This window comes from Pantoea sp. ACRSC, from assembly GCF_022346785.1.
Lineage (GTDB): Bacteria > Pseudomonadota > Gammaproteobacteria > Enterobacterales > Enterobacteriaceae > Pantoea > Pantoea alvi.
In genome coordinates this window covers 46,874-59,300 of the sequence record NZ_JAKRNN010000011.1, presented here as the reverse complement: position 1 = coordinate 59,300, position 12,427 = coordinate 46,874, and the positions used below count along the sequence as shown (strand labels likewise).

At 63.6% G+C, this 12,427-nt stretch carries 7 protein-coding genes; 1 reads left to right on the top strand and 6 read right to left on the bottom strand.

Translation table 11 applies throughout. From position 1 onward, the window contains the following. Window positions 1–69: 69 nt before the first annotated feature. The 4 genes from MHZ97_RS12410 to MHZ97_RS12395 all read right to left on the bottom strand — a co-directional run bounded on the left by MHZ97_RS12410 (window position 70) and on the right by MHZ97_RS12395 (window position 9,242). Window positions 70–1,239, bottom strand: a complete 1,170-nt coding sequence (locus MHZ97_RS12410) for a bifunctional tRNA (adenosine(37)-C2)-methyltransferase TrmG/ribosomal RNA large subunit methyltransferase RlmN (RefSeq protein WP_239314756.1) — start codon at window positions 1,237–1,239, stop codon at window positions 70–72. A gap of 185 nt (window positions 1,240–1,424) precedes the next feature. Further along, window positions 1,425–1,856 carry a nucleoside-diphosphate kinase gene (gene ndk / locus MHZ97_RS12405; RefSeq protein ID WP_003848684.1) on the bottom strand — a complete coding sequence of 144 codons (432 nt, stop codon included), beginning with the start codon at window positions 1,854–1,856 and terminating at the stop codon, window positions 1,425–1,427. A gap of 171 nt (window positions 1,857–2,027) precedes the next feature. Continuing rightward, a complete protein-coding gene (gene pbpC / locus MHZ97_RS12400) occupies window positions 2,028–4,352 on the bottom strand; it encodes a peptidoglycan glycosyltransferase PbpC (RefSeq protein ID WP_239314757.1) in 2,325 nt (774 codons plus the stop codon). Between the two features lie 3 nt (window positions 4,353–4,355). Next, a complete protein-coding gene (locus MHZ97_RS12395; RefSeq protein ID WP_239314758.1) occupies window positions 4,356–9,242 on the bottom strand; it encodes an alpha-2-macroglobulin in 4,887 nt (1,628 codons plus the stop codon). Between the two features lie 141 nt (window positions 9,243–9,383). Here MHZ97_RS12395 and sseA point away from each other — a divergent pair, with 141 nt between their 5' ends. Beyond that, window positions 9,384–10,223, top strand: a complete 840-nt coding sequence (gene sseA / locus MHZ97_RS12390; protein WP_103794359.1) for a 3-mercaptopyruvate sulfurtransferase — start codon at window positions 9,384–9,386, stop codon at window positions 10,221–10,223. A gap of 31 nt (window positions 10,224–10,254) precedes the next feature. Here sseA and sseB read toward each other — a convergent pair whose 3' ends face one another. Together sseB and pepB are read right to left on the bottom strand one after the other, a co-directional pair. Beyond that, window positions 10,255–11,019 carry an enhanced serine sensitivity protein SseB gene (gene sseB, locus MHZ97_RS12385; RefSeq protein ID WP_239314759.1) on the bottom strand — a complete coding sequence of 255 codons (765 nt, stop codon included), beginning with the start codon at window positions 11,017–11,019 and terminating at the stop codon, window positions 10,255–10,257. Window positions 11,020–11,067: 48 nt separating this feature from the next. After that, the gene (pepB, locus tag MHZ97_RS12380) at window positions 11,068–12,354 is read right to left on the bottom strand and encodes an aminopeptidase PepB (RefSeq protein WP_239314760.1); all 1,287 of its coding nucleotides are present in this window, start codon (window positions 12,352–12,354) and stop codon (window positions 11,068–11,070) included. Window positions 12,355–12,427 lie beyond the last annotated feature (73 nt).

Genomic DNA, 12,427 nt, shown 5'->3' with positions numbered 1-12,427 from the left:
TCGCGAAAGAGATTGCCTGGCAGTAGCCTGCCACGCGTCGCGATCGGGTCAAACGGTGGGTTGCTGGTTTCAGAGCGCCTTCACAGATATGGCTTCGCCCGCCATTTTTTTACGCATCGTACGCCTGGTGCGGTCAATCACATCGCCCGCCAGCTGTCCGCAGGCGGCATCGATATCGTCGCCGCGCGTTTTACGCACGATGGTGGTAAAGCCATACTCCATCAGGACTTTAGCAAAGCGGTCAACCCGGCTGTTAGAGCTACGGCCGTAAGGCGCGCCCGGGAAGGGGTTCCAGGGGATCAGGTTGATCTTGCTCGGCGTATCCTTCAGCAGCGCCGCCAGCTCGTGCGCATCGTCGGTGCTGTCGTTAACGTGGTCCAGCATGACATACTCAATGGTGACGCGCCCCTGATTGGCGTTCGACTTCGCCAGATAGCGCTTCACCGCGCCGAGGAACATCTCGATATTGTACTTTTTGTTAATCGGCACGATATCGTCGCGCAGCTTATCGTTTGGCGCATGCAGCGAAATTGCCAGCGCAACGTCAATCATATCGCCGAGCTTATCCAGCGCCGGTACCACGCCTGACGTCGACAGGGTGACGCGACGCTTCGACAGGCCGAAACCGAAATCGTCCAGCATAATCTCCATCGCCGGCACGACGTTGTTAAGGTTGAGCAGCGGCTCGCCCATGCCCATCATCACCACGTTGGTGATAGGACGCTGACCGGTAACTTTGGCAGCGCCGATAATTTTCGCCGCGCGCCATACCTGGCCGATGATCTCGGAGACGCGCAGATTGCGGTTGAAGCCCTGCTGCGCCGTGGAGCAGAATTTGCACTCCAGCGCACAGCCGACCTGCGAGGAGACGCAGAGCGTGGCGCGGTCATCTTCCGGGATATAGACGGTTTCCACCAGCTGATCGCCGACGCGGATCGCCCACTTAATGGTGCCGTCGCTGGAGCGCATCTCTTCCGCCACTTCCGGCGCGCGAATTTCCGCAATCTGGCTCAGCTTGCCGCGCAGCACCTTATTGATGTCGGTCATCTGCTCGAAATCGTCGCAGCAGTAGTGGTACATCCACTTCATCACCTGATCGGCACGGAAAGGTTTTTCACCCATAGAGAGAAAAAGCTCGCGCATCTGCTGGCGGTTGAGATCCAGCAGGTTAATTTTTTCGCTTTTGGGGGCAACAGCAACGGGGGAAGCGGACGACGGCGTCACAATCAGTTCGGACATAATGTTCTCTGGCCTCGTTATTACACGTTATGGCTCTGGTTAAGGATAGAAAAAAAAGACGCCCTTGCTGAGACGATCTCAACAAGGGCGCAACATTGTACAACATCTGCGTTGTGATGCCAGGAGAGACAGCGGCGCGTCAGGTAGAAATTTGTAAAGCGCGCTGTCCGGCTGGCGTCAGCCCATTAACGGGTGCGCGGGCAGATCTCGTTTTCGCCGAAGAAGTAGGCGATTTCGCGCGCGGCAGACTCAGCGGAGTCAGAACCGTGGGTGGCGTTTTCGGTGAAGCTGTCAGCGTAGTCAGCGCGCAGGGTACCCGCCAGCGCGTTCGCCGGGTTGGTTGCGCCCATCAGATCGCGGTGACGCTGAACGGCGTTTTCACCTTCCAGTACAGATACCACAACCGGACCAGAGGTCATGAACTCTACCAGGCCGTCGAAGAACGGTTTGCCCTGGTGCTCAGCGTAGAAACCTTCAGCCTGCTCTTTGCTCAGCTGCAGCATTTTAGCGCCAACGATTTTGAAGCCTGCGCTTTCAAAACGGTTGTAGATGGCGCCAATCACGTTTTTAGCAACGGCGTTTGGTTTAATGATGGAGAAGGTACGTTCGATTGCCATGTTGACCTCTGTCTTTAGCATCCTGAAGAAACCGGGAACCCGCTCCCGGTAAGAAAACGCGCCGATTATAGGGAGATCAACGGGCGTTGCCTATTAGCTATCGTATGATTTATTGAAAATTATTGATATTTGTCGATGCAGGCAGGCAAATTTTGTGCATTGCGCCATTTTTCAGTCGCGGATAAAGGCGACGGTGGCCAGATCGCCCGCCTCATCCATGACCACCAGCTGACAGGCGCCGGCGTCGCGCAGCGCCAGCTGCACGCGCGCGCTCTCCTTGCCCTGCTCGACCGGTTCGCCGTTTAAAAACCACCAGCGGCGCTCGCCGCTGCCGCCCTGCACCGCCACCGGCACGATCAGCACCGCTTTGCCCGGCAGCGGCTGCAGATGCTGACCGTTAATCACGCCGGTGATGACCATTGGCGGCGCATTACCCTGGCGCAGCGGCGGGCAGGCGTCGTCGACTGGCGGCAGACGCTGCGCGCGCTGCTCGCTCTGTGGCAGCCAGGGCTCAAGCGGCAGCGGCCACAGCAGTTGTTCGCGGCTCCGGGCGTCGGGACAGTCCGCCGCCACGTGCCTTCCCTGGGCATTTTGCCAGTAGCGCAGCCGCAGGCCGTTGACGCCCTCCTGCCCCGGCGCCAGCAGCGTCGGCGGGAGAGTCTGATTCAGCACCCAGCTTTGTCGGCGCTGGCGACAGTTATCATCCCCGGCGGGCAACGGCTGGCCGCCCGGCCAGCAGATGCTCTGCGCGCTGACCGAGGCGGGACGCGGATCGCGCGGCGTGCCGCCAGCGGGCATATGGCCAGCCAGCAGGTTCGCCACCTGATGCATAACCGGTACCGCCGAGGCGAAGCCGACCTGACCGGCGACCGGCGTGGCGTCCGGCCTGCCGACCCAGACGCCGATAAGATAGCGCGGCGTGACGCCGATAGCCCAGGCGTCGCGGTAGCCGTAGCTGGTGCCGGTTTTCCACGCCAGCGGCACGATATCGCTCACCGCGCCGCTGGCTGGAGGCTGCGCGTCGCCCGCCAGCATGCGCCGTACGATCCAGGCGGCGCCCGGCGACAGCAAGCGACGCTGCCGCAGCGGCTGATCCGCCAGGTAGCGCAGCTGCGCGGCGTTGCCCTGGCGTGCGAAGGCGCTGTAGGCCGCCACCAGCTCATCCAGCCGGGCGCCGGTACCCCCCAGCGCCAGCGACAGGTTAGGCTCGGCGCCGGCCGGAAAGCGCAGGTTCAGTCCAGCATTGCGCAGCCGCGCCGTCACGCTTTTGGGGCCGAGGGCGTCCAGCAGCTGTACCGCCGGCAGATTGAGCGAGCGCTTCAGCGCCTCGCTGGCGCTGACCGGCCCGTGAAAGCCGCTGTCGAAATTGCCGGGCCGGTAGTCGCCAAAGCGGCGCGGCACATCCTGCAGCAGCGATTCGCCGTGGATCAGGCCGTCGTCCAGCGCCATGCCGTAGATAAAGGGTTTAAGCACCGAGCCTGGCGATCGCACGCTGGCGACCATATCGACATGGCCGAAGCGCCTGTCGTCGCGAAAATCTACCGAGCCGACATAGCCGCGTACTTTCATATCGGTGTGATCCGCCACCTGTATCGCCAGCGAGGTGCGCGGCGGCAGCTGCGGCTTAAGGGCGGCAGCGAGGCTTTCCAGCTCGCGCTGCAGCGAGATATCCAGCGTCGAGACGATTTTAACCTCCGCCGAGAGCGACAGCAGACGACGCGCCAGCAGCGGTGCGGTCTGCGGCATCTGGCGCGGCGGCAGCCAGACCGGCTCCTGCAGGATCTCATCGACCTCCTGCTGCGGCCAGACGCGATGATCGGCCAGCCGCTGCAGCACTTTGTTGCGTGCCGCCTCGGCGCGGCGCGGCCAGCGATCCGGTCGCAGGCGGCCAGGGGCCTGCGGCAGCACTGCCAGCAGTGCGGCCTCGCCTTTGGTCAGCTGCGAAGGCGGCTTGCCGAGCCAGATCCAGCTCGCCGCGCCCACGCCCTCTACCGTGCCGCCAAAGGGAGCGCGATTGAGATAGAGCGTCAGAATCTCACGCTTCGACAGGTGCCACTCCAGCTGCAGCGCCCGCCACGCCTGTACCGCCTTGCCGGAAAACGAGCGCGGCTGCGGATCGATCAGGCGCGCGACCTGCATAGTCAGGGTGCTACCGCCCGAGATAATGGCCCCGGCGCGCAGGTTCTGCCCCGCCGCGCGCAGGATAGCGAGCGGATTGATGCCGGGATGGTGCCAGAACCAGCGATCCTCATAGTTGAGCAGCGCCTCAAGGTAGGCGGGCGCGACCTCTTCTGTCGTCACCGGATAGCGCCAGACGCCCTGCCTGTCGGCAAAGCGCCAGAGCGGCGTGCCGTCTTCCGCCACCACCACGCGCGCGGGCTGCAGCTGGCGCAGCGGCAGCGGAAACAGCCGGTCAAGCCCAGTCAGCGCCAGCACCAGCGCCAAAAAAACAAGCGGCGGCCAGTGCCACCGCTTTTTCCAGCTCTTCAGCTTCATGCCTTAACGCACACTGATTCTCTCCGGCGTTGCGCCCACGGCACGCCACTCCGGCACGTACATCGACTCGACCTGCGGCGGCGGCAGGCGATAGCTGCCCGGCGTCACCGCGCGCGCCAGATAGAGCAGCGTCTCCGTTTTGTAGCCGTTCAGCGCCAGCGCCGCGACAAAGCGATCGTCGCGGAATTCGATATGCCGGATATCCGCCTGCTGCATGTCCATCATGCTCTCCTTCAGCGCATCCGCGCCGTCACCGAGGCTGGCGCTGCTGTCGCTGAGGTTCTGGTTTTCCAGCTCCAGACCGGCGGGCAGCAGATCGACCACCAACGCGTCGCTTACGCGCTTGCTGGCAGAAACCTTCAGCCGCACCACCAGCAGCTGGCCGCTGCTGAGCTGGCTGAGATCCGCCGGCTTGCCGTCGAGGGTGAAATAGTCACGGGTGATATTCAGCACGTTGTGCATGGGCGTCGGCGCGGCAAGCGGATAGCCGGTCACGCTGAGCGCGCCGTAAAGCGGCGTCGTTCCGCTGTTGATCAGCGTCATGCCATGCTGCAGCTGGCTCTCGCCAGTCCCCAGCGTCATCGGACCACGCCCCTGCAGCGGCTGCGCCTCTCCCGCCAGCGTCGCCTGCCAGGCTTCGCCCTGATGCTGCTGCAGCGTGCGTCCCGCCAGGAAGAGCGCATTGTTCTCCTGGGTGGAGAACCAGCGCTGTCCGCGCGCCTCTTTCGCCAGTTCAATCATTAATGTGCTTTGCAGCTCAGGCAGCAGCTGGTTTTCTGCCAGCAGCGCCACAATCAGCGCGCGGTCGCGCAGCGGACTGCCGTAATCACCCAGCCAGCCGTTTGAGGCGCGCGTCAGGCTGGCGCCCTGCGCCAGCGCCAGCTGCGCGCGCTGCGGATCGCCCATCAGCTTCAGCGCCACGCCGAGCTGCACCAGCGACAGCCCCGATTTTGCCTTGTCGCGCTTCTCATACAGCGCGCGCAGCGCGCCAAGCGGCGCCTGCTGCTGCCGCGCCAGCACCATGCCCGCATAGGCCTGCACGCTAAAGCGCATCGCCTCTTCATCGCTGCTCCAGCGCGTTTCGATCTGCGCCGGATCCTGCAGATAGCGCAGCAGCCGCTCGTCGGCGCGGGCGAGGGTTTCAGGTGGCACGCTGTAGCCCGCCTCGCTGGCGCGCAGCAGGAAATCGGTCACGTAGGCGGTCAGCCAGAACTCCTCTTCGCTCTCTTTGCTCCAGAGGCCGAAGCTGCCGTTGCCGCGCTGCATACCCGCCAGGCGCGCGATGCCGGTATCGATCGCCGCGCGGCGCTCATCGTCGCTGCCAGTTTTAATGCCCATAGCCGTCAGCTGCGCATGGTTAGTGAAAACCGAGGGCCAGATGCCGCTGGCGGTCTGCTCGAGGCAGCCATAGGGATAGGCATAAAGCTCGCTAATATAGTGAGCGATATTCAGCGGCGGCTGATTGCTGAGCGAGAGCTGTCCGCTCAGCGTCTCAGGCTGCAGCCCGCTCAGCGCGGCGGCCTGCACCTGCCAGCTCTGCCCGGGCGATATCTCCCCGTCGAAACTCAGCGTCTGCGCCGGGTAGGCGGGACGCACGCCGATTTTCCAGCTGCGCTGGCTGTCGGCCAGCTTCTCGCCGTCGACCACCAGGCCGGCGACACGCACCAGCACCGCCCCTTCACCGAAACCGCCCTGCGCCTTCACCGGTATATGCAGGGTGGTGCGCGCCCCTTTCGCCAGCTGAACGCGGTGCGAAGCGCCGCCGCTCAGCGCGATCTGCCCCTGGGTCTGCACATCGACCTTCAGCGCCTGAGGCTGTTCCGAGAGATTAGTGAGATCGAGCGCCAGCATCGCCTGATCGCCGCTCGCCATAAAGCGCGGCGTCGCCAGCTCGCCGATCAGCGGCGCGGCCACCACGACGTTACGCTCCGCTGCGCCGAAGCTGTCGTCGCTCCACGCCTGCGCCATCAGCCGCAGCTCGCCGTTAAACTGCGGTATCGGCAACTCCAGCGTGCCCTCGCCGTTTTTATCCAGCGTGACCGGCTGAAGCTGCTGCGCCACGATATTGACTTCGGTGAGCGGCTTTTTACCACCGCGCGACAGTGAATCATCGTCGCCGTCACCGCCGAAACGCAGCGTAGCCAGCCGCCCGCCCCCCTCAATCAGCTGGCCAAAGACATCATACTGATCGGCGTTGTAGCGCTTGCGGCCAAAGAAACCATCCCAGGGATCGGGGGTTTTGTAGCTGTTGATATTCAGCACGCCGCTGTCCACCGCCGACAGCAGCACCTGGATGTTTTGCGGCAGCTCGCCGCCGGCGCGGCTGGCTTTGACCCTGACCTTCAGCGTCTGCTCGGGACGCATCTTCAGCGGCGCGTCCAGCGTCAGAGCGAGGCGGCGCGCGTCGGTCGCCATCGGCAGAGGCAGCAGGCCGACGGCGCGCTTCGGCGTGGCGCCGCTCGTCTTATCGCCGTCGCGCACCACGATGGCGCTGAGATAGAGGTCGTGCCGCTTCCAGCTGGCGTCAAGCGGCACAGCGACAGTGGTGCCGCCCGCAGGCACGCTGATCGGCTGCCGCCAGAGCGTGCCGCTGCTCGACTCCACCATCAGAAAGCCTTTCCCTGCCGCTGGCGATTCCACCTGCACGCGGGCGGTTTCGCCGGGACGCAGCGCGGTTTTATCCAGCCTGAGCTTCACCTGATCGGGCCGCAGCGCGCCGGTGCCGTTGGTGTTATCTTCCCACCAGTAGCCGGCGCGGAACTGTACGCTGGAGATAATCTTCTCGCCGGCCTGCACCTCCAGACGATAGGCGCCCCACTCTACCGGGAAGCTCACTTTTCGGCTGCTGCCGGCAGCCAGCGAAATACGCAGCGCGTCCTCCTGCAGATCTTTCTCGTCATGACGCATCTGCCAGCCTTCGCTGTCGGAGAAGCTCCAGTAGTAGTCGCGCCGCTCGTGGATCAGGCGCACCTCAAGATCTTTCGCCGCCAGCTTTTCACCTTTGCTGTTGGCATAAACGATGTCGAATTCGGCCAGGCTGTTCTCCGGCACCGTCGGCTGCTGGGTATAGCGATCGTAGCGGTAGTCATAGACCGATTCGCTGTTAAACAGCGGCCGGATGCCGGGCAGCACGGGCGCAGGCCAGACTGCCTGCGTGACGCGGCGCGTGACCGGCCGCCCGCCCGTCTCCAGCAGGCTCGCCTGCAGGATCAGGTTCAGCGGCGAGTGCGTCTGCGCCCACTCGCTCTCTACCGTCAGCTGCAGCTTGCCCTCGTCGTCCAGCGTGTCGTCGATATCGTCCAGGTTGCGTCTGGTGTCCTGTTCCATAACGTCGCCGAACAGGTAGCCCGGCAGCGCGGCGACCGCCTCGCGCGCCGGCCGCAGCATCAGCTGCGCCTGCAGTTCATTGCCCGCGGCGGGCGCGCCGTAGAGATAGCGGCCTTCAATATTAAAAATGACGTCGTCATCAGGCGACAGCGGGCTGTCGCTGTTTTGCAGCGTCAGCGCCATGCGCTCCGGCAGGAAATCCTCTACGTGAAAGCGCCAGCTGCGCGGCTGGCTGTCGCCGCCGTTAAGGCGCAGCGTCCAGTCGCCGGTCATCGCTGAGGCGGGCAGCGCAAAGCGCTGCTGGTAAAAGCCGTTCTCCGGCTGCCAGAGAAAAGTTTGCGCCACTTCGCCGTTGGGCTGCACCACTTCAGCCTTCAGCGGCTGTGGGGGCAGCGGCTTGCCGTCGGCGTCGCGCAGCAACGCGTTTACGATAACCGTCTCGCCGGGGCGATAGAGATCGCGCGGGCCGAAAACAAACAGCTGCTTGTCGTAACCCTGCGGGCCGCCGACCGGGAATTCCGCCAGATCGAGCGCCGGCAGGTTAAGGTCGATCAGCGAGGTCTGCTCTTTTTGCGTTGCGATAAGCACTTTGCCTTTCGCCTGCGTCGGCAGCCGCAGATAGCCGCTCTCATCGCTGATGCCGCTGGCGAGCTGTCGGCCCTTCTCATCCAGCAGCTGGACAGTGACGCCAGCCAGCGGCGCGCCGCTCGCCAGACTCTGGGTAAACAGCGCCATTTCGCCGGGGAAACGGTGCAGCGACAGCCCGATGTCGCTCAGGGTAAACAGCGTGGCGGGCAGCGTATAATTATAGGACCCCGCCTGCTTCATCACCGCCAGATAGACCCCTGGCTGCTTCAGCGGCGCCACATCCTTCAGCGGCAGCTGCAGTTTCTCCCGCGTGTTGCGCGCCGGATTGAGATCGAAGCGGCCGGTGTAGACCAGATCGGCGTGGTTAAGCAGCTCGCGCGACGACCAGTAGGAAAGATTGTTGCCGTAGTTCCACTGGGCGAGGAAATCGTTCATCGAGGCGGTCTTGACGCGGAAGAAATCGACGTCGACGCGCGACACGTTGAGCGCCAGCACCGGCAGGCCCTGGGTCAGACGCAGCGGCAGCAGCGAGCCGCGGCTGGCGAAACCCACCATCGGCTGAATATCGCGCGTGGTCAGCGACTGGCTGAAGGGCGTGGTTAAGGTGGTGCCGTTAGCGGCGCGCAGCCCCGCCTCTACGCTGACCGTCAGCTTGCGCGAGGGTTCAGGATGGCGAAAGCGCAGCGACTTGCCGTTCTGGGCCAGCTCCCAGCCGCCGTCTACCAGGCCGTTTTTATCGTCGACCAGCTTTACGCGCGCGGCAAAATCCTGTTTGTCGTCGAGCGGCGTGTTAAAGGTGAGCACCAGCGCGGCCGCGCCGTCGAGCTGAAGCTCAGAGAAGTCGATAATGGCGATCGCCTTCGCCGCCGGCTGCGTCGCGGCAGGCTCGGCGGCGGCCAGCGTAAAGGTGCCCCCGCCCAGCAGCGCCGCACCCAGCGCCACGCCAGCGAGCAGATGTTTTATCACTCTTTCCATGGTAAATCCCTCGCCCGTCCCGGCTGGTATAATTTCGCCGCGCAATTTCATCGCAAACTCGCCATTTTAGCAATGCTCTCCTTGAGATAGCCTTCACATTCCCTGACACTGTGCTTTTCCTGACGATAAGAAGAGGTTGCTATGACAGCCATATTTGTCTCCGCTGACTGGTTAAATGAACACTACGCCGACGAGAACGTGCAGGTGCTGGACGCCCGCATGCTGCCGCCGGGCCAGGAGGCCGTGCGCAATATCACGGCGGAGTATCTGGCGGGCCATCTGCCGGGCGCGCCTTTTTTCGATATTGAAGCGCTTTCAGACCACACCAGTCCTTATCCGCATATGATGCCGCGCGCCGAGCGCTTCGCCGTGGCGATGCGCGAGCTGGGCATCAACAGCGACAAACATCTGGTGGTTTACGACGAGGGCAACCTTTTCTCTGCGCCGCGCGCCTGGTGGATGCTGCGCACGTTCGGCGTTGAGCAGGTGTCGATTCTGGCGGGCGGCCTGCAGGGCTGGAAAGCGGCGGGCCTGCCGCTGGCGACCGGACAGGTTGCGCTGCCGGAGGGAGAGTTCGAGGCGACGTTCGACGAGGCGCAGGTCAGACGCCTGACCGATGTGCTGCTGATCAGCCATGAAGGCGGCGCGCAGATCGTCGACGCGCGCGCGGCTAACCGCTTCAACGCCGAGGTCGATGAGCCGCGCCCTGGCCTGCATCGCGGCCATATTCCCCGCAGCCTGAACGTGCCCTGGAACGATCTGGTGGCGAACGGCGCCCTGAAGCCGGAAGCGGAACTGCGCGCTGTTTTCGCCCGAGCGGGCGTAAAGCTGGATGAGCCGGTGGTGGCAAGCTGCGGGTCAGGGGTGACCGCCGTGGTGGTGATTCTGGCGCTGACGGTGCTGGGCGCACGCGACGTTACGCTCTATGACGGCTCATGGGGCGAATGGGGCAGCCGGAACGATCTGCCGATCGAGAAGTAGCAGCAAGGTGCGGCACTACGCCGCACCCGATTCAGATAATGCGCGTGCTGCCTTTGAAGTCACGCAGAAAACTGCCCCAGCGACGTTCATAAAAAGGCGTGATGTGGGCGGTGAAAAAGTGGCTGATGCCCTTCTCGTCCGCCACCACTTCACAGATATCGATGGGCGCGTCGTCCGGCAGCGTATCGGTCGCAACGCTGCCCGCCGCCTGGATAATCGCCTCAATATCGCTTTCCGCCTCAATGCCGATCAGCAGATTTGGCTGTTCGTCCGCTCGTTCGCGAATGCTGGCGATAAAGGCGCGGCGCACCTGTTTATATTTGCTGAACAGCTGCGTCAGCGAGTCGATCATCTGCGCCGGGGGGGTCGCCACCTCCGACAGCAGCAGCGCGTGGCCTCCCTCCAGCACGGTTTGCTGGCTCAGGGCGTCGCCCTCTTCGCCTAGCAGATGGGCGATCTCCGCCGGCGAGAACTCTTTGCCGGCAGGCAGTTTGGGGTTGAGGAACAGCGTTTCGCCGCGCGTCATCTCAAACAGCGTGCGCACCGGCAGACGCAGATAAGCCTGCTCGCCCTTAATCGCTTCGCTCATCGCCTCCTGCGAGGTAAAAAACGGAATGACGCTGCGGCCATCCTCTTTTTCCCAGTGCTGCAGATCGACCGGCGTATCCGCCGCGAACTGCGTCTCGGTGCTTTCGCCTGGCACCCAGACGTCAGCGGCCAGCAACAGCTGAAAAAACTCCGGACGGTGCGCTGGCTCGGTCGCCGCCAGCTTCAGCACCTCTTCAAGACGGTTCATGTTTTGCCTTTCTTGCTAAGGCGACGGTCAGGGCCGTCGCCGGATCCTTTACTTGAGCAGCAGATTTGCCAGGGTACGCACGCCAATCCCGGTTGCGCCTGCCGACCACTGATCCACCGCGCCTTTGCGGTAGGTGGCCGAGCAGTCGATGTGCAGCCAGCCCTCCTGATAGCGGGTGACGAAGTGCGACAGGAACGCCGCCGCGCTGCTTGCGCCCGCTGAATGGGCCGCGCTGGCGATATTATTCAGGTCGGCGAAATTAGACGGCAGGTGGTTGCGGTGGAACTCCGCCAGCGGCAGACGCCAGAACGGCTCGTTCTCGCTGGTGGCGCTGCCCATCAGCGACTGCGCCAGCACGTCGTCGAAGGTAAAGAGCGCATGATAGTCGTTGCCGAGCGCGGTTTTTGCCGCACCGGTCAGCGTTGCGGCGTCAATCAGCAGCGTCGGCTGCTGCTCGCTGGCGTCGATCAGGCCATCGGCCAGCACCAGGCGACCTTCTGCATCGGTGTTCATCACCTCCACCGATTTGCCGTTGCGGTAGCGAATGATATCGCCCAGGCGGAACGCGTTGCCGCTGACCATATTGTCGGCGCAGCAGAGGAACAGCTTGACGCGCTGCTTCAGGCCGCGAGAAATCGCCAGCGCCAGCGCACCGGTCAGGGTCGCCGCGCCGCCCATATCGGACTTCATCGAGTCCATAAAGGCGCTTTGCTTCAGGCTGTAGCCGCCGGTATCGAAGGTAATGCCTTTGCCAACCAGACAGGCGTAGACCGGTGCGCTGTCGTCGCCGGTCGGGTTGTAGTCCAGCGCCAGCAGCACCGGCGGACGGCTGGAGCCGCGTCCCACGGTGTGCAGGCCGAGATAGCCCTGCTCGCGCAGATCGTCGCCGCGCGTGACGCGGTAGCTGACCGCCTCGCCGCCAACTTCTCTGATAAGGTCGATGGCGCTGTGCGCCAGATCTTCCGGGCCCAGCTCTTCTGCCGGCAGGTTAATGGTATCGCGCACCCAGTCAATAATGCGCAGACGACGGGCAAGCTCCGCCTGATCCTGCTCGTTCAGCGTCGGCCAGTCCACGTTGCGCTGCCCTTTCGGACTGCGATAGCCCTGCCAGAACGCCCAACACGGCTCCAGATCCCAGCCTTCACCGCTCAGCGCGACGTGGCGAATGCCCTGCCCGTCGATCTTGCGCGCCGCGCGCTGGATAGTATTGAGCTGATCCGCGCCGTGCAGGTGAATGGTCATGCCGTCGTCGCTGCTGGTCAGAATCGCTTTTTCGCCCCAGCGCGCATCAGCGGGCTGGTGGCTCAGCGTAATGTTCATCGGTTGTGTTGTCATCGCGAAACTCCATATGCGTTATAAGTATCATCCAGCCAGAAGCGCAGGCTTTAGCCGTTAAACGTCAGACCTG

Excerpts from the sequence above, each read along its gene's own strand:
- MHZ97_RS12410 (WP_239314756.1), bottom strand. The coding sequence starts at position 1,239 with ATGTCCGAACTGATTGTGACGCCGTCGTCCGCTTCCCCCGTTGCTGTT.
- ndk (WP_003848684.1), bottom strand. The coding sequence starts at position 1,856 with ATGGCAATCGAACGTACCTTCTCCATCATTAAACCAAACGCCGTTGCT.
- pbpC (WP_239314757.1), bottom strand. The coding sequence starts at position 4,352 with ATGAAGCTGAAGAGCTGGAAAAAGCGGTGGCACTGGCCGCCGCTTGTT.
- MHZ97_RS12395 (WP_239314758.1), bottom strand. The coding sequence starts at position 9,242 with ATGGAAAGAGTGATAAAACATCTGCTCGCTGGCGTGGCGCTGGGTGCG.
- sseA (WP_103794359.1), top strand. The coding sequence starts at position 9,384 with ATGACAGCCATATTTGTCTCCGCTGACTGGTTAAATGAACACTACGCC.
- sseB (WP_239314759.1), bottom strand. The coding sequence starts at position 11,019 with ATGAACCGTCTTGAAGAGGTGCTGAAGCTGGCGGCGACCGAGCCAGCG.
- pepB (WP_239314760.1), bottom strand. The coding sequence starts at position 12,354 with ATGACAACACAACCGATGAACATTACGCTGAGCCACCAGCCCGCTGAT.